The organism is Brasilonema octagenarum UFV-OR1, assembly GCF_963888615.1.
Classification (GTDB): Bacteria; Cyanobacteriota; Cyanobacteriia; order Cyanobacteriales; family Nostocaceae; genus Brasilonema; species Brasilonema sennae.
The window spans coordinates 32,680-56,277 of record NZ_CAWPKW010000109.1 but is presented as its reverse complement, the minus strand read 5'-3'; the positions used below and the strand labels follow the sequence as shown (position 1 = coordinate 56,277).

The 23,598-nt window shown below is 43.7% G+C and carries 19 protein-coding genes; 7 read left to right on the top strand and 12 right to left on the bottom strand.

What is annotated here, in order from left to right:
* Positions 1-619: 619 nt before the first annotated feature.
* From AC5590_RS08505 to AC5590_RS08495, 3 genes are all read right to left on the bottom strand, one after another.
* Positions 620-862 (bottom strand): transposase, encoded by a 243-nt coding sequence (locus tag AC5590_RS08505; RefSeq protein WP_169263629.1) that lies wholly within the window; start codon positions 860-862, stop codon positions 620-622.
* 244 nt (positions 863-1,106) lie between these two features.
* A complete protein-coding gene (locus AC5590_RS08500; protein WP_498823042.1) occupies positions 1,107-1,628 on the bottom strand; it encodes a helix-turn-helix domain-containing protein in 522 nt (173 codons plus the stop codon).
* Positions 1,629-1,789: 161 nt separating this feature from the next.
* Positions 1,790-3,730, bottom strand: a complete 1,941-nt coding sequence (locus AC5590_RS08495; protein ID WP_169263627.1) for an EamA family transporter — start codon at positions 3,728-3,730, stop codon at positions 1,790-1,792.
* Between the two features lie 451 nt (positions 3,731-4,181).
* Between AC5590_RS08495 and AC5590_RS08490 the strand changes: the two genes are divergently transcribed.
* Together AC5590_RS08490 and AC5590_RS08485 are read left to right on the top strand one after the other, a co-directional pair.
* On the top strand, positions 4,182-5,555 hold the full coding sequence (locus tag AC5590_RS08490) for a sulfatase (protein ID WP_169263626.1): 1,374 nt from the start codon (positions 4,182-4,184) through the stop codon (positions 5,553-5,555).
* Between the two features lie 13 nt (positions 5,556-5,568).
* The gene (locus AC5590_RS08485) at positions 5,569-6,564 is read left to right on the top strand and encodes a formylglycine-generating enzyme family protein (RefSeq protein ID WP_169263625.1); all 996 of its coding nucleotides are present in this window, start codon (positions 5,569-5,571) and stop codon (positions 6,562-6,564) included.
* Positions 6,565-6,572: 8 nt separating this feature from the next.
* Here the strand turns inward: AC5590_RS08485 and AC5590_RS08480 are convergent, their stop codons facing one another.
* Both AC5590_RS08480 and bla read right to left on the bottom strand, forming a co-directional pair.
* Complete coding sequence (locus AC5590_RS08480; protein WP_169263624.1) at positions 6,573-7,268, bottom strand: PD-(D/E)XK nuclease family protein; 696 nt, start codon at positions 7,266-7,268, stop codon at positions 6,573-6,575.
* Between the two features lie 124 nt (positions 7,269-7,392).
* Positions 7,393-8,427, bottom strand: coding sequence for a class A beta-lactamase (gene bla, locus AC5590_RS08475; RefSeq protein WP_169263623.1), 1,035 nt, complete (start codon positions 8,425-8,427; stop codon positions 7,393-7,395).
* A gap of 391 nt (positions 8,428-8,818) precedes the next feature.
* Here bla and AC5590_RS08470 point away from each other — a divergent pair, with 391 nt between their 5' ends.
* From AC5590_RS08470 to AC5590_RS08460, 3 genes are all read left to right on the top strand, one after another.
* Positions 8,819-9,211 carry a hypothetical protein gene (locus tag AC5590_RS08470; protein ID WP_169263622.1) on the top strand — a complete coding sequence of 131 codons (393 nt, stop codon included), beginning with the start codon at positions 8,819-8,821 and terminating at the stop codon, positions 9,209-9,211.
* 235 nt (positions 9,212-9,446) lie between these two features.
* A complete protein-coding gene (locus AC5590_RS08465) occupies positions 9,447-10,799 on the top strand; it encodes a histidine phosphatase family protein (protein ID WP_169263621.1) in 1,353 nt (450 codons plus the stop codon).
* 120 nt (positions 10,800-10,919) lie between these two features.
* Complete coding sequence (locus AC5590_RS08460; protein WP_169263620.1) at positions 10,920-12,302, top strand: dihydroorotase; 1,383 nt, start codon at positions 10,920-10,922, stop codon at positions 12,300-12,302.
* 68 nt (positions 12,303-12,370) lie between these two features.
* Here AC5590_RS08460 and AC5590_RS08455 read toward each other — a convergent pair whose 3' ends face one another.
* Positions 12,371-12,886, bottom strand: coding sequence for a peptidoglycan-binding domain-containing protein (locus tag AC5590_RS08455; protein ID WP_169263619.1), 516 nt, complete (start codon positions 12,884-12,886; stop codon positions 12,371-12,373).
* Between the two features lie 95 nt (positions 12,887-12,981).
* Between AC5590_RS08455 and AC5590_RS08450 the strand changes: the two genes are divergently transcribed.
* Both AC5590_RS08450 and mutS read left to right on the top strand, forming a co-directional pair.
* Positions 12,982-13,128 (top strand): hypothetical protein, encoded by a 147-nt coding sequence (locus AC5590_RS08450; RefSeq protein ID WP_169263618.1) that lies wholly within the window; start codon positions 12,982-12,984, stop codon positions 13,126-13,128.
* A 255-nt stretch (positions 13,129-13,383) separates the two neighbouring features.
* Positions 13,384-16,059: a DNA mismatch repair protein MutS gene (gene mutS, locus AC5590_RS08445; protein WP_169263617.1), complete on the top strand. Its 2,676-nt coding sequence runs from the start codon at positions 13,384-13,386 to the stop codon at positions 16,057-16,059.
* 125 nt (positions 16,060-16,184) lie between these two features.
* On the opposite strand, the gene AC5590_RS08440 is transcribed toward mutS, so the two are convergent.
* The 6 genes from AC5590_RS08440 to AC5590_RS08415 form a co-directional block, all read right to left on the bottom strand.
* Positions 16,185-19,292, bottom strand: coding sequence for an HsdR family type I site-specific deoxyribonuclease (locus AC5590_RS08440; RefSeq protein WP_169263616.1), 3,108 nt, complete (start codon positions 19,290-19,292; stop codon positions 16,185-16,187).
* A 134-nt stretch (positions 19,293-19,426) separates the two neighbouring features.
* Positions 19,427-19,636 carry a hypothetical protein gene (locus AC5590_RS08435; RefSeq protein ID WP_169263615.1) on the bottom strand — a complete coding sequence of 70 codons (210 nt, stop codon included), beginning with the start codon at positions 19,634-19,636 and terminating at the stop codon, positions 19,427-19,429.
* Entirely contained in the window at positions 19,626-20,066 is a 441-nt protein-coding gene (locus tag AC5590_RS08430; protein WP_169263614.1) for a PIN domain-containing protein, read from the bottom strand. Before AC5590_RS08430 ends, AC5590_RS08435 begins: the two co-directional genes overlap by 11 nt.
* A complete protein-coding gene (locus tag AC5590_RS08425; RefSeq protein WP_169263613.1) occupies positions 20,063-21,286 on the bottom strand; it encodes a restriction endonuclease subunit S in 1,224 nt (407 codons plus the stop codon). Before AC5590_RS08425 ends, AC5590_RS08430 begins: the two co-directional genes overlap by 4 nt.
* Positions 21,276-21,974: a DUF1016 N-terminal domain-containing protein gene (locus AC5590_RS08420; RefSeq protein WP_248277151.1), complete on the bottom strand. Its 699-nt coding sequence runs from the start codon at positions 21,972-21,974 to the stop codon at positions 21,276-21,278. The genes AC5590_RS08425 and AC5590_RS08420 overlap by 11 nt, the downstream gene beginning before the upstream one ends.
* Complete coding sequence (locus AC5590_RS08415; protein ID WP_348982683.1) at positions 21,964-23,526, bottom strand: class I SAM-dependent DNA methyltransferase; 1,563 nt, start codon at positions 23,524-23,526, stop codon at positions 21,964-21,966. Before AC5590_RS08415 ends, AC5590_RS08420 begins: the two co-directional genes overlap by 11 nt.
* Between the last annotated feature and the right edge of the window lie 72 nt (positions 23,527-23,598).

The window sequence follows — 23,598 nt, the reverse complement described above, 5'->3', positions numbered from 1 at the left end:
GTTTAACCCCTCAGTCTTAACAAGACAAAATTCTGAATGAAACCCTCCTTGTAATAAGTATTAAATTGCTAACAGTACATAAATGAAATGTGTAAAAGACAAACTTTTTTGTAAATTTTCCGGATTTAGCACTAAAGTTCAGAATTTAGAGCTAACTGTTTATTAACTAAATGCTTAGTGGGTTTGCGGTATAAGATTTCCTTTTTTTCTCCGGAGTTCAAGAACTGCTCGGTTAAGCTTCCCGTGCTGCCATAATGGGTAATACTGATTTCAAAAAATAATGCGACAGATGGTTAGGTTATGTAGGACACTTACCTCAGAAGAATAGAGGCGTCAGTCGCCACGAGGAGCCAGCACTGCGCACGAGAATTTCCTGACCGGGACGATTTTAGATTTTAAATTTTAGATTTTAGATTGGGGGTTGGTCGGTACAAGCCCCGTCCTTCTAGGACGGAATTAATTCCTCAATCCGTCAATTTTAGATTTGCGATTTTAGATTTTAGATTGGGTTGGTTCGTTGTCCCACGAGTTAATACCATTTCTCTAAATAGTGGCTACATTTAGCGCTTGAAGAATGTAGTCCCATCCAGTCAAAGAAGCTATCACTTCTGGAGTGCGGTTATTTAACACCGTTCTTGTATGCGATCGCAGCTGTTCTAAATTGTCGTAAATCCCCCAACAAATCGTGGTTTTTAATATACTGCCAGAGCCTCTCTATCGGATTCAGTTCTGGGCTGTGAGGTGGTTGAAATAATAAAATAATATTCGGAGGAACCTGCAGAGCTTTGGTAGTGTGAAAGCTACCATTATCTAGTTGAATAATATTCAGTTGTTCTGGATATTGCTCTGATAATTTATTCAAATAAATTATCAGAGCAATCGGTATCTAGATGAGAAAACTCTAAGAAAAAACTTTCCCCTGTTCTTGGTTCAATTACCCCATAGATATAAAATGCTTTAAAGTCCCACGCTCACTGTGCCGATAGGCTTCACCCCCAAACCTGTAATCCGTCGTCTCTCAATGGTTTTTAATCCCAAACGAGTTTCGTCTTGACACCAATAGCGAACTGACGCTAAAGATTTTGTAGCTTCAGGACAATACTGTTTTAACCATTGAATGACTTTGAGGACGAAAGGCAGTTTTTTTTAAAGGAAATTGCTAACTGCGAGTCTTTTTTCACACTTTGGCGTCGAGGGACTTTAAGTTTTGCTTTTAGCTGATAACGTACTGTTGCATAGACCGTTTTATAATCAACCTTTACGCCGTCAAATTCTTGCAACCACTTGTGAATTTCACCATAGCTTTTAAAGCCGTTGTTTGGGTCTTTTAGGCGTTCTTCTAAAACGGCGATCGCTTCTGGAGGAATAATCTTTTGCCTCCCTCCACCGTGACGCACCTCCAACAGTCTTAAAATCCCAGCTTGGCGGTATTTATGTAACCAATTTTGTACAGTTACTCGGTGGGAACCGATTGCTACAGCTATATCTTTGATTGTTTTTAGCTGACCAGTTTTGAACAAGTACAACGTTTGCACTTTTTGAAAACCTATGGCTGTTTTTTGCTGATTTAAAAGGGTATGAAGTTCTTCCCCTGTCTCCTTTATGTTTAGTTGGCAAACCCTAACCATATTGCAAGCCTAATAATTTTAACCACCATTATATGTAGCTTACCAAAAAAGAAATGGTATGACTCCTTCTTACAGCGCTTTTCAACAATTGTGAAGCACACTATCCACCTGCCCAATACGGTTCGGTTTAACCGAACCGTATTAGGACGGGGACTCATTCACTACGAAGACTGATGAAAAGGCTTAGTCCTGCGGATTTTCTCAAAACACAGAGCTCCTGCTCCAAAGCTAACCAGCAGCACTCCCAAAACTTGCTCAAGTTGCAAGGTTTCCTGAAGAATCAACCCAGCAAAAATGACCGTTAGAGCAGGGATACTGGCACCGATAATTGCTGAGCGTGAGGCACCAATTTTACGAATTCCAAAATTATTGAACAAATAGCTGAAGAGCGTTAGTACACCCAATAGGAAAGCACATAAAACAAGTTCTAGCAGGTAACCACGGTTTAGTTGCAAGTTCCAACTTGTGGGTAAAGGCAGTATCAAACCGAAGACAGACAACAGCAACATCGTAGCAAAGTTAATTAACGTAAGAGACACTGGATGCACTTTAGCTGCACACATGCGGGAAACTAGGAGGTACACAGCAAAAGCACCTCCTGCAGCAATTGCTGCAATGCTGCCGATACGAGTATTACCAATGACACTACTGTTAGAACTTCCTAAAACGAATAATTCACCCATGCCAATAACAGCTATAGCGCCAGAACTAAATAAAGTTAGGCGATCGCGGAACAAAAACCATGACACCAGTCCGTTGATAATTGGATAGACAAAGAAAAGTGCGATCGCCATCCCAGTCGGAATTTGACCGATAGCAAGGTAGATCAGGATCTGAGAAAGAAACAAAAAGCATCCACTAACAACTGACAGTATCAACACTCGTTTTGTACTCGGATTACTGGAGTTTCCTCGAACTGAGTCACCCAGGTATTGCAGATCTTGCCATACTCGTGAATGTAGCATGGGAGCCAAAAGCAACATTAGCGGTAGAACCACCAGCATCCTGAGCATCAAAATGAAAAGTGAATTACCCAAATTTGGTGATATCAGGCGTTGTGCATCAAACACACCCAAAATTTGGGAGCCAGGCAGGAAAATTACCTTAATAGCTACGTTGTACAGCGCTGTTGCGACTGTTGACAATGCTAGCAGCATAATTCCTGTGATTTGTAAAGAAGAAATTCCCCTCTGCCTTGGTGTGAGTTGTGGTTCTGGTGGAGGAGATGTTTCTGGCTCTAAAACGGCGCGTCTTGGAGATGCTACCGGAGTTGGTTCTTCTGACACAGGAGGAGACTGAGTTGTTTCGCTTGGCGAGACTATACTTTGGGAAAGAGAATTCCAAGCAGGGGTTTCTTCCTGGGGTAAACTCCTAGGTAAAACTGTAGTTTCTGGAGGAATTTCTCTTTGCAACTTTGTTGGTACTTCCTCAGAAGTCAGCTGTTGCTGTTGTAGAATTTGTTCAATCTCAGGAGGGGGAACTGCTGCAATTGTAGAATTTTGTGGTGTTTGTTCCAGTTCTCTACGCAGAGAATTCACTAATTCTATTAAAATTGCTTCGCCTTCCCTTTGTTGGACTATCATTCGGGATAACTGTTGAGAAAGACCGCCTTGATAGTTTTTCAACTCCTGCTGCAGTGAGTTAAAGGTAATAGTGAGGGTGTCATCCAAAGAACCCAGAAGTTTTTGGGCATACTCATTTGCTTCACTTGTGGAGCGACTTGTGGTTTGTGTGGATTCAGAACTTCCCACTGGTTGGGAAACACGCTCCATAGCTTGGGTAGCTAAAGTTTCCAAAGAAGATTGCAGCTGCGTTGATATATGATTAGCTAATACTTGTGACAACTGACGAATCAACGTTTGCTGCTCATTAATTTGATACGCCTGTTGAAGATGTTCTTTTTCCTCCTCCAGCCGTCTAATGTCTTGAGTTAAGCGGTCTTTTTCTGCTTGCAACCGCTTGGTATCTTCCTGTAAGGATCTAAGCAAATTCCGTTGGAGGATTTGCAATTCCTCAGTGACAGCTCGTAAAGCAGTTTCTGCTGTCCCATATGGATCGCCTTTTTCTCGTGGGTTATCTGGTCGCCTTTCGTATCGCCCCATTCGTCTTTAACCTCTGACCTTTGATGGTCAAGCAGCTTACTATTGACTTGACCGGCGCTTATATTCCTATTATTTCTGTTTTCTGTCAATGGATATATCTCTACCTTCAGAGAAAAATTGCTGCAAGGGCTTGAAAGGCAATTTTTCCTAAAACGGAATCCACTTCAGCCTAACTTGAAAATAGGAGTGAAGGCTACTAATTTATTTTCCTGTCATCTTCTACACAATTTGTTATAAAAATACTTGCTTTGCGCATTCTATATGTGCAATTATGTCTGTAGTCAAAATACTGTTAATCGAGCTTATTACCGGAATATTAGCAGGGACATAGCACCAATCAATTTGTAGCCTATAGGTCACAAATGTGTGTCCAACAAGTCTGAAGTTTCATCACTCAGGCTCGAATCACCATGCTTAACCTAGGTAATCAAAAACTGATCAGGAGAAATCAATGAACGAACGCAAACTACCAGCAATTGGTCGTCGTCAGTTTGTGGGGACTGCACTTGCCAGCACAGTCTTGACATTAGGAGGCTCAAGTGTGTTTTCTGCTGTCGCTGCCAAACGAAAGCGTCCGAACATACTGTTCATTTTGACGGATGACTTGGGCTGGGGCGACATTGGTATTTATGGAAAAACCTATCAGACGCCAAATTTAGACCAGTTGGCAAGGGAAGGTACACGCTTCACCAATGCCTATGCAGCACAAACTGTTTGCACGCCAACACGGATCGGCTTTTTTACAGGTCGTTATCCAGCGCGATTGCCAGTTGGTCTTCAAGAACCTTTAGCTGGAGGCGAGACTGTAGGATTACCGCCGGAACACCCAACAATCGCTTCCCTTTTAAAAGCCAATGGTTACCAGACAGCATTGGTTGGTAAATGGCACACTGGCTTTCTTCCCGATTACGGTCCACTTAAGAGTGGTTTTGATGAGTTTTTTGGAAATTATAGTGGGGCGATCGACTACTTTACCCACAAAGATGGAAGTGGAAAACTTGACTTCTATGAAGGTGAGGTGCCTGTAGAAAAACCTGGTTATGCTACAGACTTGTATACTGAGCGTGCTGTTGAATTCCTCAAAAGACCCCGCAATCAACCGTTTTACCTAAGCCTTCATTACAATGCGCCCCATTGGCCTTGGGAAGGACCAAATGATGAAGAGTTGAGTCGAACTTTCTACAATTCAAATGCTTTCACTGCCGGAGGGTCAAAAGAAACTTACGCTGCAATCCTAAAAAGTCTAGACGACGGAGTTGGTAAAGTCTTGCAAGCTTTAAAGGAGTCTGGGCAGGCTGATAACACCATAGTTATTTTTGTCAGTGATAACGGGGGTGAGAGGTACTCTGATATTGGACCTTTTCAAGGGAGAAAGGGTGGTTTGTATGAAGGTGGTATACGAGTTCCCACTTTAATCCGGTGGCCGGGAGTGATTCAACCCAACCAAGTGAACAGCCAAGTTCTTATCACGTTTGACTTGACAGCAACAATTCTGACAGCAACAGGTACTTCACCCGACCCCAACTATCCACTTGATGGTCGGAATTTGCTCCCTGTCCTTCTGGGTAAAAAACCTGTTTCCCCTCGAACGCTGTTCTGGCGCTACAAATCCAATATCGCTGGGCGTCCTTCAGGGACTCTTCAAGCAGCAGTCCGAAGCGGGGATTGGAAGTACTTGCGGCAAGGAGAGAAAGAATATCTGTTTAATCTTGCCAGTGACGAAGGCGAACAAACTGACCTTAAGGATAACAATCCTAGAGTATTCCAGCAGTTGCGCGATCGCTTTGAGGAATGGAACGGACAAGTTCTGCCTTACCCAGCATAAGGAAAAGTCATTCATGCAGGAACGTACAGTACATCAAGAGGTTTCATCTGGTAAATCTGACAGGCAAATCGCGATTAAGCGTCCTGGTAAAGCACCTGATAAAGATATCGTCTGGATACCAGGTGGCGCTTTTGTGATGGGGTCTGACCACCATTACCCAGAGGAAGCTCCAACCCATCTTGTCCGTGTAGATGGCTTCTGGATGGATCGTTATGGTGTTACTAACAAGCAGTTTCAACGTTTTGTGAAAGCAACTGGTTACGTGACAGTAGCAGAACGTCCACCAAAGCCAGAAGATTATCCTGGAGCGATACCGGAACTTTTAGTACCAGGTTCGGCTGTATTTCAGCAGCCGAAACATCCAGTGAATTTACAAACTTGTAGCTGGTGGGTTTATGTACCAGGTGCAAACTGGCGACATCCAGCCGGACCTGGAAGTTCTATCAAAGGGCGAGAAAATTATCCTGTGGTACATATTGCCTTTGAAGATGCTGAAGCTTACGCAGCTTGGGCTGGTAAATTGTTACCGACGGAAGCACAGTGGGAATTTGCGGCTCGCGGTGGGCTGGAGGGTGCTGTCTACTCCTGGGGAAATGAATTTGCTCCTAAAGGTAAGCGCATGGCTAACACTTGGTTCGGTGAGTTTCCTTGGCAAAACCTAAAGCCGCGCTCTCCTGGACCAGAATCTGTCGGCTCGTATCCTGCAAATGGTTATGGTTTGTACGATATGATCGGCAACGTTTGGGAGTGGACAACTGATTGGTATCGAGACTCTCACCCGGAAAATAAGACTAAATCTTGCTGTATTCCAGTCAACCCCAGAGGTGGAACCCAACAAGAGAGCTTTGATCCAAATACACCATCTCAAATACCTAGAAAGGTACTCAAAGGTGGTTCCTTTCTGTGTGCCCCTAACTACTGCCAGCGTTATCGACCAGCCGCACGTCATCCAGAAACAGTAGATACCTCAACTTGTCATATTGGATTTCGTTGTGTAGTTAATGTGTGAACTCTGCTTTAGCGACTCCAACTGTTTCTACGTTTCCAATACTCAGCAACTCGTTGTTCCCATTGCTTCCAGTAATCTTTCATGATTTCTGGCTCAAACCAAAATACCTCAGCTTCTGTGTCTGGTATTGCTACAACCAACAGGGCGTGATTCACTTCAATATCATATTCTTGATAACACTGGTTAACTGCTCCTATGTAAGCTGTTAATTGCAAGGGATGTTCATATAAACGCTCAACTGAACCTTTAGGTTTATCTGCTGTTTTCCACTCGCAAATGCAGGGAATACCTTTGTAACTTGCGACACAATCTACTTTGCCGGAATAGCTCATGTTGTAGTGAAAGACTGAGCCTTCTACAAGTTTGACTGTATCAATTTCTTCTAAAACAGGTTTGATACTTTCCCAATAAGGACGACTGGCTTCAGGACAAGTAGGATTTTCTCCGAGTAGATAACGTTCAATTTGTTTGTGGGTTTGCGTTCCGCGACGACTGGCTCCTGTTGTAATTCGCGTGGCTTCTTCACCTCCAACACGTGCTTTCCAATTTAACAGCCGATCACGGTCTTCTTGCGGTTTGGTGGCGTTAAGTATTGTCGTCACACTAGGAAAGCGATTTCCCTGAGTATCCACGTAATATTGTTTACCATTTTCCCGCATTGATTTGGCATTGATGCGGGGTAGCAGTTGGGTATCAAAGGACATTGCTGGTTTTTTTTCGTACTATATCATTCAAGCAAGGAATAAGTGTGTTTTAAGGAAAATCCAAAAGTCAGAAGTCAATGCACATCGCGTAACCGAGATGGTGCAGCATTTTTGCCAAGAGATTTTAGCGATAAGAACTCGTAATCGTTTTAGCTGTCGCTGCGATGACTTTTGCACGCTCCTTTGAGGATCGCCGTGACTCTGCCACAAAAACAGCAACTGAGATCGTACCGCCGTCCGGTGCGGTTAGTATTCCGACATCATTGGTCACCGCAGTAACGCCCCTCCAGGTAAGGCTAGTTCCTGTTTTATGGCCAAGTGTCCAGCCTTCCGGCACCCCTGCTTTCAAGCGATCTGGAAAGGTTACGGTTTCCTGCATCACTTTTAACAGATGCGCAGTTGATTTGGCTGAAAGGAGTTTCCCGGTGGCAAGAGCACTTAGAAAGCTCACCATTCCTCGTGGCGTCGCCGTATCACGCTTGTCTTTCAAGTACGCAGCAAAAGACGCATCGCGACGACCGGACGGTACAGCTTTTATCGCTTTCTCAAGTACATTTGCATCAACATACTCAGGCCGCCAAATCAAACCGACAATCTCAGTTTGGAGGTGTTTCTCGTCCCTATCCACGCTAAGACCTGAAATCCTCTTCGTTTTCAAAAACGTCCTAATACCTTCCGCACCGCCAACCCGCGCAAAAAGAAGATCTGTCGCGGCACTATCGCTCTCGATAACTGCACCAGAGATCAAATCGGCGACAGTTGTCTTTACTTCTCCACGTTCTGCAACAAGATCGGCAATCGGCTGGACATAAAGGCTTAGATCGTTCTTGCGGACAGTTACAACATCCTCAAGACGCATCTGGCCACGATCAATTGCATCCATCACGGCAGCAGCAACGACCAACTTCATAACACTCTGAAGCGAGAAACGTTGGTCACCGTTGACGCAGGTAATGACGCCCGATTTTATCTGCTCTGCACAGATTCCAACCCGACCATCAGACCCCTTTGCAACAACTTCCAAGTTCCGTTGCAGGGTAGAGGTGTCCGCTAGTGATCCAGCCTTGGTAGGGGAGATAGACACCAAGCAAAAAACATACAGAGCGCCTGCTAACCAGTTCAACGATCGCGTGCTTCGCGGTTTCTTCTTTTTGTCCATAAAGTTTTTCTTCTTGAAAACTAGCAAATCTCAACTATGCTTGTAGACATATCTCTCAAATGAGATGAAAAATTTACAAATATTTAATAACCTAGAAAAATAGTTATTGATTTGTGATTGGAGATAACAGCAATGATGAAAACTAGCTATCTAACCCAATTGACCAGGAAATTTTAAGAGAAAACTGTCAAGAGCCGTAATGGGTTTTCAACCAGAAACCATGAAAAATGTCTTACTTTCGTTCAGCTTTCTGGCAATAACAGCATTTTCTCAACTTTAACAAGTGTATATTCCAGTACCTTTTGTTTGTCAAGTTTACTCTCTAATCAGAGTAAAAGAGCTTTCTTATACAATTTTGTCCTAAAAATAATATAAAGTTTGGGGAAAAACAATGAATATCAAGATATTCGCTGCCTTAGCTATAGTGGCAGCAACTGCTGGATTACAAACCAAAGTTTATGCACAGTCCTCAGTCCCATCAAACTCAAAAACTGGGAATTACACAATTCAAGGAAATTCTTTAACTGGCGTAAATAATAGAACAGCCCAAGGTGATTTCGCAAGATTTTTTACAGGACTAAATTCTCAAAATAATGTCCCACAAAAAAATTATGCAGAAACTGTATCTCCAGGTGAAGTTTTGCAACTGGGCGATCAAGTCGAATTACGCCGTAGAGAACCGTTAACAACTCCAAACAATCTGCTTTTCCCCCAAGGAGATGACTCGTTTTACAGCAATGATGGGGTGAAAGTACAGGTTGACTTAGATAGAGATGGAAATTAGTAGAAATAATGAGTTTTCTTGTTGTTTTACAGGAATATTTGGGTAAAATCTCCATAAAAATGCGAAAGACTCAGATCCCCTCCAAATTTTGGGCTAAAATGCCTATAAGTTTGGAGGGTTCTTCATTTTCCGGTAATTACAAGAGTACTAAACACATGAAGTAGACTTCTGTCAAGAGATTATTCTGCTAACACTTTACAGTAGAATGATTCCTTTAGATAGAGGAGGGTAAAACGTGACTCGTGTAATTATCGTGCGCCACGGTCAAAGTACTTATAATACCGAAAAACGCGTACAAGGACGCTCGGATGCTTCTAGATTAACTGAAAAAGGTCGTAGTGATTCTACTCAAGTAGGCAAAGCCCTCAGTAATTTCCTATTTAACGCAATATATAGCAGTCCTTTGCAACGTGCAAAAGATACAGTAGATATTATTCACCGTGAGCTGACAATTCATACTGAGCAGTCTGCTATTCCCCAAACTTCTGATCTGTTGATGGAAATTGATCTGCCTTTATGGCAGGGAATGCTTTCTGCTGAAGTTAAAGAGAAGTTTCGTGAAGACTACCGCATTTGGCAGGAAACTCCCCAGCTACTGCGGATGTCTGTAAAAGATGGTGAGGAAACAAGAGAACATTTTCCTGTTGTGGCTTTGTATGAACAGGCGCGGCAGTTTTGGCAAGAAGTTTTAGCTCGCCATCAAAACGAAACAATACTTGTTGTGGGGCATAATGGCATTAATCGTGCTCTTTTGGGCACGGCACTGGAAATTCCTCCAGAACGTTACCATTCCATACAACAATCTAACTGTTGCATCAGTGTACTTAATTTTTCTGGAGGATTGGGAGAACCTGTCCAACTAGAATCTCTGAATCAGACGCAACATTTAGGAGATATTCTACCCTCCTTGCGCCCAAATCACAAAGGTGTAAGGTTGTTGCTGGTGCGTCACGGAGAAACTGAGTGGAACCGCCAAACCAGATTTCAGGGGCAAATTGATGTCCCTCTCAACGACAATGGTAGACAGCAGGCACAAAAAGCTGCTCAGTTTCTCAAAGACGTAGAAATTGATTTTGCAGTCAGTAGCACAATGGTGCGTCCTAAAGAAACTGCAGAAATTATTTTGCAGTACCATACTGATGTCAATTTGGAATTGCAGGATGGTTTACGGGAAATTAGTCACGGACTTTGGGAAGGTAAATTAGAAAAAGAAATAGAGCAGGAATTTCCAGGAGAGTTGGATCGCTGGCGCACAACACCAGCGCAAGTCCAAATGCCAGAAGGAGAAAACTTGCAACAAGTGTGGGAACGTAGTGTCGCAGCGTGGGAGTCAATTGTCCAAACTGCATTGGCAAACGGACTCAAAATCGGATTAGTTGTTGCTCATGATGCTACTAACAAAACCCTGCTGTGTCACGTTCTGGGTTTATCATCAGAACATTTTTGGAATTTTCGTCAGGGTAACGGTGCGGTAAGTGTTATTGACTACGCGTTAGGAAAAAATGGGAAACCAGTACTGCAAGCGATGAACATCACCGCTCACTTAGGCGGTGGCGTACTTGATAAAACTGCGGCAGGGGCATTGTAATGTATAATATGTCAGCCTTTTGCTGTTAGTTGATTCTTGGGTTATGTAACACAAACGCACAGTTAACAAAATAAAAAAGTTAAAAAGGTGATAGCTGAGATTTGATAGCTGGTAGCTAAAATGGCAAGTGAACTGCTACAACAAGTCAGGGTTATCGACCCTGTTTCTGGAACTGACCAAATTGCTGATGTGCTCATTGATGATGGCTATATCAGGTCTGTGATGAATCACATATCTGATGTGCCGGACAACACTCGTGTCAGAGATTGTCAAGGGTTGATATTAGGACCTGGGTTGGTAGATTTGTATAGCCACTCTGGAGAACCAGGATTTGAAGAACGCGAAACCCTCGTCTCTCTCCTGCAAGCTGCTGCTGCTGGCGGGTTTACACGAATTAGTATCTTACCCGATACCCTACCCGTGATTGATAATCCAGCTGTGGTCGCACAGTTGCAGAAGCGAGGAGGGGAGTTGGAGGTGATGAGCCACATGAAAAGCCAGCGCCAGGGTGAGCGTAAACTCCGGGAAGATTTACCAGAGCAGGTGACTGGTGTAGAAATCAGGGAGAAGCAAAATTCTCCCTTGTCCTCCTTGTCTTCCTCTACTCCCCTGGTGAATGTCTGGGGTGCAATCAGTTTGGATGTTGCTGGAAAGCAGATGACTGAATTGGCAAACTTGGCTGCAGTTGGAGTGGTTGGCTTTACTGATAGTCAGCCTTGGGAAAATTTTGGGCTGGTGCGTCGGGTGTTGGAATATATCCAACCTTTGAGGAAACCAGTGGCATTTTGGTGTTGCGATCGCCAATTGATGGGAAATGGCGTCATCCGGGAAGCTCCAGATGCTATCCGTTTTGGGCTGCCTTTTATACCTTCCAGTGCGGAAACCTCTGCGATCGCCGCTTTGTTGGAATTAGTCACCGCCACAAATACGCCAGTACATATCATGCGTGTTTCCACTGCTCGCAGTGTCGAATTGATTGCATCAGCCAAAGCGAGAGGTGTACCGATTACCGTCAGTACCACTTGGATGCATCTTTTACTTGACATACACGCAGTGAAAAGCTATAATACGAGCCTGCGTTTAGAACCACCTTTGGGGACTTCTAATGACGTAGCAGCGTTACGGCAGGCAGTACGCACAGGTGTTATAGATGCAATAGCCATAGACCACAGACCGTACACCTACGAAGAAAAAACCGTTGCCTTTGCCGAAGCTCCACCAGGGGCAATTGGTTACGAGTTAGCATTACCCCTTTTATGGCAGGATCTAGTAGAAACAGGAGAATTTACAGCATTAGAATTGTGGAAAGCTTTTAGTACTCGTCCGGCGGAGTGTTTACAACAGAGAATGAGTGCGATCGCGCCAGATCAAAAAGCCGAACTCACTTTATTTGATCCCCAGCAAAACTGGAAAGTCGAAAAGCAAAATCTACATACACTTTCTAGTAATACATTTTGGCTGGGACAGCAATTGACAGGTCGAGTTGTACAAACTTGGTGTTAGTTTCTAGAAGTTCCACAATTAAAAAGACCCAATTTCTCAAAGAAATTGGGTCTTTGACCGCGAATGAATTAACAGAAGATTGTATTAATCTTGCTTAATTCAAACCAGGTGCGTTCGCCAATCACTCCATCCACAGTTAACCCTGTGCGCTTTTGCAAAGCTTTGACTGCTTTTTCTGTATTATTACCAAAATTACCGTCAATTTTACCCTCGTAAAAGTCGCCGAGTGCTAATCTTTCTTGAACCTTCTTTACAAGTTCTCCCTTGCTATCTTTCTTCAGGATAGGCATATCAACTGGCGCATTTTTAAAAAGTGCTCGCCAAGTTTTATCTGCAACAATTCCATCTTGTAGAAGAAACACCTTACCTTGGAAGAGTATAACCGCATTTTTTGTCTTGGAACCAAATACACCGTCAACAACTTCTTCACCAGGAAATACACAAGCACCCTCGTCATTGAGAGATACAAAAGCACCCGATTTTAATAACAGTTTTTGCAGTTCTTTAACAGCGTCACCTTTTGAACCTTCCTTGAGAACAGGCTTATTAAGTTGAGCAGAAGCAGCTTCATTTGTAATGGTCATTGTTCTTTCTCAATGTGTTTGTATGCTTAGAACCACTGGCTGATTAGTTCATTCCGCAAAGAAAAATCTGAAACTTAGAAATTTCCCCCAAATCAATGAACAGTAAACAGTTACCAGGGAACTGGCTATCTATGGCTGACGCCACGCCTGACGGCTATCGTAGTCTGAAGGACATACTCGAAGGACTTTGGCATTCACGTTCACTGGAGGATATCAAACCGCCACTCACTAATCGCTTTTGACACTCAGCATGAGTATTCGCTTAATTTAAAGTATGCCCTCTGGGCAGGCTGGTTGAATAAAATCGCGAGTGCATCCACAGCAGTCGCTTTGTCTGTTGTTGAAACAATTGATGAAAGCTGACCAACCAGCAGTTCTTATCCAGATTCCTAGGCAAAGTCGTCGAAGAGTTAAAAACCTTGAACAATTTGAGAGTATCCTCGATATCAAGGTATCATCGGATATTGGCAGGTTGCCATGTGTATTGGTAGACATCAATGAGCGCTTCTTACTCTGCATCCCAAACAACCCAACCCAGTAACCCAACTGCACCTCACGCTGACCATCGGCTGGTGGATCGCAGTAAGCTGACTCAAATGTTCCAGCATTATGTGGATATCAAGGATAAGTATCCTCACGCGATGCTACTGTATCGAGTGGGAGATTTCTTTGAATGCTACTTTGAAGATGCTGTGACTTTGGCGCAGGAATTAGAACTCTCCCTCACCAGTAAGCTTGTAGGGGACGTCGGACGGGTGGCGATGAGTGGTGTACCGCATCACGCCTGGGAACGCCACGCGACGCAATTGGTGGAAAAAGGGTATGCGGTTGTTATTTGCGACCAAGTGGAAGATGCTGCTGAAGCGGCTGGTCGATTGGTGCGGCGGGAAGTTACCCGTATCCTCACCCCTGGAACTTTGCTAGAAGAAGGAATGCTCAAGTCAAGTCGCAATAATTACCTTGCGGCTGTGGTGATTGCTGGAGAGCATTGGGGTTTGGCTTATGCAGATATTTCTACTGGTGAATTCCTCACTACGCAAGGTAGCAATTTAGAGCATTTGACACAGGAACTGATGCGCTTGCAGCCTGCGGAAGTCCTCGTTCCGACGAACGCACCAGACTTGAGAAGTTTACTGCTGCGTGCAGGAGAAAAATCGGAACATTTACCTGAATGTTTGCCACCATCTTTTTGTTATTGTTTGCGATCGCAAATTCCCTTCTCTCAAGCAGAAGCAAGAGCAAGATTGTTGCAAAAATTTAAAGTGCGCTCCTTAGAAGGACTTGGCTGTGACCAACTCCCCCTAGCCGTCCGCGCTGCAGGTGGGTTGCTGGAATATTTAGAAGATACACAAAAAGAAAACGCGATTCCTTTACAGTTGTTACGCACCTATACCCTCACTGACTTTTTAATTGTTGATTATCAAACTCGACGTAACCTAGAAATTACGCAAACAGTCCGCGATGGTAGTTTTGTTGGTTCGCTTTTATGGGCTTTGGATAGAACCAGTACAGCGATGGGCAGTCGTGCGTTACGACGGTGGTTATTGCAACCGTTACTAGATGTTAAGGGTATTCGTTCCCGGCAAGACACTATCCAAGAATTGGTAGAAAATACAACTCTTCGTCAAGAACTACGGCAGTTGTTACGTCAAATTTATGACTTAGAACGCCTGACGGGACGGGCTGGTTCTGGTACTGCTCATGCAAGGGATTTAGTTGCTTTGGCAGACTCACTCTCTCGTTTACCAGAATTATCCCGCTTGGTGGGTAGTGCTCGTTCTCCATTTCTGAAAGCATTGCAGAAGGTACCACCTGTTTTAGAAGAGTTAGCACAGAAAATTCGCGCTCATCTGGTGGAGTCACCACCTATACATATCAAAGAAGGTGGGTTGATTCGCCCTGGGGTGAATGGTCAATTGGACGAAAGACGTGCAACTGTGGAAGACGACCAAAAATGGATTGCCAATTTGGAAGTTGACGAGAGAGCAAAGACGGGAATTCCGACGCTGAAAGTGGGATTTAACAAAACTTTTGGTTACTACATCAGTATTTCTCGTGCAAAAGCTGACCAAGTGCCGTCTAATTATATACGCAAGCAAACGCTGGTGAATGAGGAGCGTTACATCACGCCAGAGTTGAAGGAACGGGAGGCGCGGATTCTCACGGCGCGAGATGATTTGAATCAGTTGGAATATGAGATTTTTGTGGCGTTGCGGGAAGAAGTGGGGGGAGAAGCGGAAGTTATTCGCAATATTTCCCGTGCGGTAGCGGCGGCGGATGTGTTGTGTGGTTTGGCTGAGTTGGCGGTTTATCAGGGGTATTGTCGTCCGGAGATGGTGGAAGGACGAGAAATTATGATTGTGGATGGACGTCATCCGGTGGTGGAACAGTCTTTACCTGCGGGGTTTTTTGTTCCGAATTCGACGTCATTAGGAGGGGAAACGAACCGCAGAGGCGCAGAGAACGCAGAGGAGGAAGAGGAGAAGGGAAGAAAGAGACAAGGAGAAAGAGGAGGGAAGGAAAGTTCTCTCATTCCCTCACTCCCTGACTCGCCCCATCCTGATTTGATTATCCTTACTGGTCCGAATGCGAGTGGTAAGAGTTGTTATTTGCGTCAGGTGGGGTTAATTCAGCTGATGGCGCAGATTGGTAGTTTTGTGCCTGCTGGGTCTGCTAGGTTGGGGGTGTGCGATCGCATTTTTACTCGTGTAGGTGCAGTAGATGACTTGGCGACGGGTCAATCGACTTTTATGGTGGAGATGAATGAGACGGCGAATATTCTCAACCATGCAACGTCGAGATCACTCGTGTTGTTGGATGAGATTGGCAGGGGAACCGCAACGTTTGATGGTCTTTCTATTGCTTGGGCTGTGGCGGAGTACATTGCAACGGAGATTCTGTCGCGGACGATTTTTGCGACGCACTACCATGAGTTAAATGAATTGGCTTCGCTATTGCCAAATATTGCTAATTACCAAGTGACGGTGAAGGAGTTAGCTGACCAAATTATCTTTTTGCACCAAGTCCAACCAGGAGGTGCTGATAAGTCTTACGGAATTGAAGCGGGAAGGTTGGCGGGTTTACCTAAGGTTGTGATTGCACGGGCAAAACAAGTGATGGGGCAAATTGAAAAGCACAGCAAGATTGCTATGGGACTGCAAAATTTGGAATAGTTATTGTCGAATAACGAGATTATTTGTCGTCGTTAACAGATTAATGTCGTGAAGCTTTATCGGTCTTTCATAGCCCTTGGTGAGTAGCGATAGGTTCACTGCTGCGCTGCGTGCAGAACGCCCCCTCACGCAGCCCAATCCTTACACAGTAACTCTGCTTGTTGCAGGACTGTCACCATCGCCTTCTCTTGCTTTTCTGGTGGATAACCGTATTTCCGCAGTAACCGCTTGACTAAGCGCCGGAGGTTGGCTTTGACACTTTCTTTCTGTGTCCAGTCAATAGTAACGTTGCGACGAACTGTATCTACAAGGTCACGAGCGATCGCTTTGAGGGTATTATCGCCTAATGCTTGGACTGAGGTATCAGTTAAATCCAGGGCATCGTAAAAAGCGAGTTCATCTTCAGATAACCCCAGGTTTTCACCTCGCTTTGTCGCTTCCCGGATTTCTTTTGCTAGTGCGATTAATTCGCTCATCACCTGGGCAGTTTCAATAGCGCGGTTCTGGTAACGTTGAATTGTCTGTTCTAGCATTTCGGCAAAGGAACGGGACTGTACCAAGTTACGATGCGATCGCGTTTTGATTTCGTCGTTGATTAATTTCCGCAGCAGTTCTAAAGCTAGGTGACGTTGGGGTAATTGGCGGACATCTGCTAAAAATTCATCGGAGAGGATGGAAATATCAGGATTCTTCACCCCAGCAGCAGCGAAAATATCTAGCACCTCATTACTCGCAACGGCGTTAGAGACAATTTGGCGAATTGCAGTATCTACATCTTCGGGACTTTTACCCCCAGTTGTGGTATGTTTCACGAAGGCAGCGCGGATTGCCTGAAATAAACCGACTTCATCCCGAATTTCTATGGCTTCATCACTGGAACTGCACAATGCAAAAGCTTTGGCTAATTCATTCACAACTTGGATAAACTGCTGTTGTCCATCTTCCAGTCCGAGAATATGATCCATTGCGGCGGGGATGATGGAGACACGCTGGGTTGCAGTACCTGTAAAGAACAGCGAATAGTCGAAACCGTCTAACAGTGCTGTGACGTTTTCGTATTTTGATAGCATGAGAGCGATCGCTTGTGCTTGAGGAATGCCTGTTTGACCTTGGCTGTCAGCAGTATAATCTCTCAGAGCTGATCTGAGTTGGTCAGCAATACCCAAGTAGTCCACAACTAAACCGCCTGGTTTGTCTTTGAAGACGCGGTTAACTCTGGCTATAGCTTGCATTAAACCATGACCACGCATTGGTTTATCTATGTAGATACTGTGCAAACATGGCGCATCAAATCCTGTTAGCCACATATCCCGGACAATTACCAATTTCATCGGGTCATGTTCATTTTTAAATCGCTTTGCTAGTGCTTTACGTCTGGATTTATTGCGGATATGGGGTTGAAATTCTAGAGGATCTGCTGCGGAACCTGTCATTACAACTTTCAGGTTTCCTTTGTCGTCGTCGAGATGATGCCAATCAGGGCGAATTTTGATAATTGCATCGTACAAATTTACGCAAATTTGACGACTCATGCAGACAATCATTGCCTTCCCGTCGATAATTTCTTGGCGACGTTCAAAATGTTCTACAATGTCTTTTGCAACTAGGGCAATGCGTTTTTCTGCTCCTACCAAAGCTGCTAATTTTGCCCATTTGGTTTTTAACTGTTCTCTGGTTGACTGTTCCTCACCTTCGGTGACTTCTTCAAATTCTGGATCAATGTGAGGACGTTCTGATTCTGACAGTTCCAGTCTCGCCATGCGTCCTTCATAGTAAATGCGGACAGTGGCTTCATCTTCAACTGCTCTTTGAATATCGTAAATATCAATATAATCACCAAATATTGCTGGTGTATTAATATCAGTTGATTCTATGGGAGTTCCTGTAAAGCCAATAAATGAGGCGTTAGGTAAAGCATCTCTTAAATGTTTCGCAAAGCCATAAGCTATATACGTGTTGCTTTCATCTTGAGTTGTGACTACACGCGCCTCTAATCCATATTGGCTACGGTGTGCTTCATCAGCAATCACAACGATGTTGCGACGGGGAGAAAGTTCGGGGTATTGTTGCCTTGGTTCTGGTGCGAATTTCTGAATGGTGGTAAAGACAACGCCACCAGAGGACACTTGTAGAAGTTCTGTTAAATTTTCCCTATCTTGCGCTTGGACTGGGTTCTGGCGCAGTAAGTCAGAACAGTAAGCAAAGGTATTAAATAATTGGTCGTCTAAATCGTTGCGATCTGTGAGAATTACCAGAGTGGGGTTTGCCATTTCTGGATTCTGGATAATTTTTCCGGCGTAGAATGCCATTGTTAAACTCTTACCGCTACCTTGAGTGTGCCACACCACACCCACACGTTTATCACCTACGGGTGATGTGGCTATCACAGTGCGTTCAATGGCTTTATTGACTGCATGGAATTGGTGGTATCCTGCCATTTTTTTGGTAATGTCGCTACCGTCTACTTCAAAAACAATGAAGTGTTGCAGTAAGTCGAGAAAACGGTGTTTTTCAAAGATACCTTTAATTAAAACTTCCAGTTCTGCGGTTTTTTTAGGGGCGATGTCTTCTCCATCAATTGTGCGCCAAGGCATGAAGCGTTCCCAGTCGGCGGTGAGGGTTCCGACTCTGGCTTCTGTGCCGTCGGAAACTACTAATATTTCGTTGTAGGGAAATAAACTAGGGATATCTTGTTTATAGGTTTGGAGTTGGTTAAATGCGCCTTTAATTGTGGCGTTTTCGGTGACTGGATTTTTGAGTTCAATTGCAGCTAAAGGTAAGCCGTTGATGAAGACTACAACATCAGGACGGCGTTCTTTTTTATTTTCAATAACAGTAAATTGATTAACTACCAGCCAGTCGTTATTGTCTGGGTTGGTAAAGTCGATTAATTTAACTTGGTCGTAGACAATTCTTTCTGATGTTTGGTATTCAACATTTACCCCATCGGTGAGCAATTTGTGGAAGCGGCGATTGTTTTCAAATAAATTAGGTGTGTCAGTGCGGGTAAGTTTGCGAATGGCTTCTTCTATTGCGTCGGCGGGAATTTGAGGGTTAATTGTTTCTAGGGAAGAACGCAGACGGTTAATGAGGACAACATCGGCGTAGTCTTGGCGTTCCGCGTTGGGTTCACCAGGGGCAATTTCCGAGGCGTTGAGGGTAGTGTAGTTTAATTGTTCAAACCATTCTAGTGTGGCGGCTTCTACATCGCCTTCGGTTAATTTTCCTGACACCGTTATGAGTCCTTTGAAACTTGCTGTTGGTATCTATTTTGGCATAAGGAACCTAACCCCCCTGCCCCCTTCCCTGCTAGGGAAGGGGGGAAATAGAATTATTTAGGGCAACCACATCTAAAAATTGTAACTTATCACTCATCGTCTTGATAAGCTTTAATTTTTTCATACAAACTATCAACATCCTCCTGAACAAACAGTTTTTCTTTTAGTTGTAAATAATCACCTTCGCCTAATTTACAAGCAGCCCAGAATTTCATCACTTTGGATGGCTCTAGATGTGTGAGTAGAACTTGTATTACTTCTTGTAAATTTTGCTGTTCATTAATAACTTTAATTGTCATCTTCTATATCCAAAATAAAATCAGTAGGGTTGATTGTTTTAAGTGTTAAGCTTTGAGAGCGATTGATTAATCTCTTATCGCAAGTGATAAAATAATCACTTTGAGAAGCTTCGGCACAAGCAACGTGGAGAGCATCAATGGCTTTAATCCCTTGTTGTTCTAGTTGTTTTGCTCTCGCTCTAATGTTTTCATCTAGTAATACTCTCAATGTAGCTATTTGTAAGTATCGCTCCATTGACTGTTGGTTTACAGGAAACGGGTTACGGCTATTTTCATATTCTAGAACTGAAGAACTAACTAATTCTATTAATTTTGCTTCAACCATTTGTAAAATTAAGATGACCGCTTGTGTTTCTAGAAATATTTTTGGCTGTGTTTGGTCATCAAAGGGGCGGTTATAAATACTTATATCTAAATAAACCCTGGTCATGTCGCCGCCTCTAATACTTTCTCAGCTTCTTTGACACGGATTTCGCCTGATAGGAGTTTGGGTAGTAGGGTGTCGCGGATAGATGCGAGTGTCTGTGATTCTTGCTCATTCGCGCCAATTTTATCTTCGATAATTCTAAGAGGTTGACTAATTTTTTGTTGTTCAAAAAAAGGTGGAATAACTAAATCAACCTTACGCAATTCACTTTGGCGTATACCAAGAACAGTTGTACCAGTAGCTCTAGCATGAAGTTGTTCTTGTACGAACGATGACAGCATTAAAAATTTTAAATAAGTATTATCCATAACTCCAGGCTTACCCCGAAGTGTTATTAAACGTTGAGCAAGTGCAACTTTTCGCCCATCAAGTTGTGCAATTTCTCCTAGTGGAGCTTCCGTTGTCATCAGAACATCACCACGTTCTGGAAATCCCCGACGCATCCACAAATCATAATTTTTGGGTGCAATATATTCCTGTGGTTCGTTAATTCGCCCGTCTTTAACAATTTTGGCTGTAATTAAAGGAATACCAGATAAAGTTTTTGTAGGGGTTTTTCCTCGGTAATCAATTATTGCAGCCATACAGTCTTCTAATGGCAGTATTTGCCAGGTGTCAGGAAAGCTATCATCTTTAAACCAGGAATTAAAGATTGCCCGTGCGATCGCTTCCAGCGTTTGGTTCATCTCCCGGTTTAGTTCGATTTTGTCGTCGAGAGAGGAGAGGATTTGGGCGATCGCTTTTTGTTCAGGCAGGGGAGGAAGAGGAATAGGCAAGCATTTTATAGTTGGGATATTTGTGTATCCTTGAACAGAACCACTTTTGTAAGCAGAGTGTGCTTGTTTAAACAAATTACTAGTTACTACGTAGTACAAAAAATCTGGATGTAGGACTGATTGATCTGGTCGTAAAATGGCTACTGAACTTGATACACCAAAATAGTCTGTATCTTTATATCTATATGCGTTTCCAAAAGTTCCAATAATACCTATTAAGACATCCCCAGTTTGAAGTCTACGTGTTGCTTTCGACTTTTTAGAAAATAGTTTTTCAAAGTCTTCTTCACTTATAAAATCAACATCATCTAGTTTGAGATTACCGGAGCCTATATTTTTAGATGTTAAATACGGAATACCAAAAGTTTGACGAGTAACTTTGGAATGGGCACCATCTCCAACAGAGCATACATCCCGTATTGTTGTCCACAAAAACTCACTTGCCATACCCCAGTCTCCGCAAATTTTCTCTAATAGCAGTTTCCAACCTTGCCGACTCCTCAAACTGCTGCCCTAACTTCTTCGTCAAATGCAATATCTTCTCCTCAAACACCTCATCATCTTCAACTTCCTCTGCCCCCACATATCGCCCCGGCGTGAGAACATAGCTATCATTCAAATAAGAAATTTCTGCCACAACCTGTGGCAGATTTATCATCAATAATTTGTGCAGCAGACTGCTGCACAAATCAAAACTAGTCTGATGCATTAATATATTTCTACTCCAGCCATTTTCTATAGTTTTTTGTACATACCATAGCTTTGCTGAAGAATCTTTGACAGCATCCAAAATACGGACATTATGCCCCCAAGGTATTTGTCCAACAAGTTGTTGGACAATTTGTTGATCGGGGTAAGCTTCTGCAAAGGCTCTCATATAAAGCAGGTTTGTACGCGAGAATCCCTTCATATCTGGGAAAGCTGCTTTTAAATCTCTGGCGAGACGTTCGATAACTTTTGCACCCCATCCCTGCTGCTGCTGTCTGACGATAATTTCGCGCCCGATTTGCCAATAAAGTAACACTAACTCACGGTTTACAGACAAAGCTGCTTTTACTTGGGCGCTGCGTATGCGTTCTTTTAACTCCCGTAAAAAGTCATCATAGCCATCCATTGGTGATAACTTATCCGCCATACCCCAACCCGCGTAAATTCTCTTTAATTATTGCCTCTAGCTTGGCACTCTCAATAAACTGCTGCTCTAACTTCTTCGTCAAATCCAACATCTTCTCCTCAAACGCCTCATCATCATCCTCAACTTCCTCTGCTCCCACATATCGCCCAGGCGTGAGAACATAACCATGTGAGACAATTTCTTCTAACTTGGCATTCTTACAAAAACCAGGGATATCCTTATAGTTACCCGCTTCCTTTTCACCCCGCCAAGCATGGTAAGTTTGAGCAATCCGCTTTATTTCCTCATCTGTCAATTCCCGATGTACTCGGTCAAGTAAAACTCCCATCTTCCGTGCATCGATAAATAATGTCTCCCCAGTCCGGTTACGAAACTTGCCATTTTTCTTATTCCGCGCAAAAAACCACAGACAAGCCGGAATCTGGGTGTTGTAAAATAACTGCCCTGGCAATGCCACCATACAATCGACCAAATCCGCATCAATAATGGTTTTGCGGATATCACCCTCTCCCGAAGAGTTAGAACTCATCGAACCATTCGCCAACACAAAACCAGCAATGCCGTTACTTGACAAATGGTGAATCATCTGCTGTACCCAACCGTAGTTAGCATTACCTACGGGTGGTGTGCCATATTTCCAACGGGTATCTTCTCGCAACCTCTCCCCGCCCCAATCGCTCATATTAAATGGGGGATTAGCTAGGATAAAATCAGCTTTGAGGTCTTTGTGCAAGTCGTTGTGGAAAGTATCAGCATTGCGATCGCCAATATTCCCATCAATGCCGCGAATTGCCAAATTCATCTTGCACAGCTTCCAAGTTGTCGGGTTTGACTCTTGCCCATAGATAGAAATATCGCCAATCTTTCCCCCATGCGCTTCGACAAACTTCTCCGACTGCACAAACATTCCCCCAGAACCGCAACAGGGGTCATAAATTCGCCCTTTGTAGGGTTCAATCATTTCCACTAACAGCTGCACCACACAACGCGGTGTATAAAATTGTCCGCCTCTCTTTCCTTCCGCAGTGGCGAACTGTCCCAGAAAATACTCGTAAACTCGCCCCAAAACATCCTTAGAACGGCTGGCTTCATCTCCTAACCCAATTTTGGCAATCAGGTCAATGATTTCTCCCAGCAGTTGTTTATCTAAAGCTGGCTTATTGTAATCCTTAGGTAACACGCCTTTGAGCGATGGGTTCTCCTTCTCAATTGCATCCATTGCCTCATCTAGCAGTTTCCCAATGGTGGGTTGTTTGGCGTTAGCTTGTAAAAATGACCATCGTGCTTCTTTGGGAACCCAGAAAACATTTTCTGCTGTGTACTCGTCGCGATCTTCCGGATCAGCGTAAGGTTGCTTTGCCAGGATGTCGTAAACTTCACCGAAAGCATCGGAAATATACTTAAGAAAAATCAACCCCAAGACGACGTGCTTATACTCTGCTGCGTCCATGTGACCCCGCTGCTTATCCGCAGATGCCCAAAGGGCTTGCTCAAAGCCTAAAGTCGCCCCATTGCCGTTTTTCTGTTCGGTTTTTTTCTGACCACGAGCCACTAAGTACTACTCCCTTAAGTAAAATCTCTTCTGATGCGAGTTAAGGCCTAGTTTAATCCGTCACTGTGAATC

Coding starts and splice junctions, on each gene's coding strand:
- AC5590_RS08500 (WP_498823042.1), bottom strand. CDS start 1,628: ATGGTTAGGGTTTGCCAACTAAACATAAAGGAGACAGGGGAAGAACTT.
- AC5590_RS08495 (WP_169263627.1), bottom strand. CDS start 3,730: ATGGGGCGATACGAAAGGCGACCAGATAACCCACGAGAAAAAGGCGAT.
- AC5590_RS08490 (WP_169263626.1), top strand. CDS start 4,182: ATGAACGAACGCAAACTACCAGCAATTGGTCGTCGTCAGTTTGTGGGG.
- AC5590_RS08485 (WP_169263625.1), top strand. CDS start 5,569: ATGCAGGAACGTACAGTACATCAAGAGGTTTCATCTGGTAAATCTGAC.
- AC5590_RS08480 (WP_169263624.1), bottom strand. CDS start 7,268: ATGTCCTTTGATACCCAACTGCTACCCCGCATCAATGCCAAATCAATG.
- bla (WP_169263623.1), bottom strand. CDS start 8,427: ATGGACAAAAAGAAGAAACCGCGAAGCACGCGATCGTTGAACTGGTTA.
- AC5590_RS08470 (WP_169263622.1), top strand. CDS start 8,819: ATGAATATCAAGATATTCGCTGCCTTAGCTATAGTGGCAGCAACTGCT.
- AC5590_RS08460 (WP_169263620.1), top strand. CDS start 10,920: ATGGCAAGTGAACTGCTACAACAAGTCAGGGTTATCGACCCTGTTTCT.
- AC5590_RS08455 (WP_169263619.1), bottom strand. CDS start 12,886: ATGACCATTACAAATGAAGCTGCTTCTGCTCAACTTAATAAGCCTGTT.
- AC5590_RS08450 (WP_169263618.1), top strand. CDS start 12,982: ATGAACAGTAAACAGTTACCAGGGAACTGGCTATCTATGGCTGACGCC.
- mutS (WP_169263617.1), top strand. CDS start 13,384: ATGAGCGCTTCTTACTCTGCATCCCAAACAACCCAACCCAGTAACCCA.
- AC5590_RS08435 (WP_169263615.1), bottom strand. CDS start 19,636: ATGACAATTAAAGTTATTAATGAACAGCAAAATTTACAAGAAGTAATA.
- AC5590_RS08430 (WP_169263614.1), bottom strand. CDS start 20,066: ATGACCAGGGTTTATTTAGATATAAGTATTTATAACCGCCCCTTTGAT.
- AC5590_RS08425 (WP_169263613.1), bottom strand. CDS start 21,286: ATGGCAAGTGAGTTTTTGTGGACAACAATACGGGATGTATGCTCTGTT.
- AC5590_RS08420 (WP_248277151.1), bottom strand. CDS start 21,974: ATGGCGGATAAGTTATCACCAATGGATGGCTATGATGACTTTTTACGG.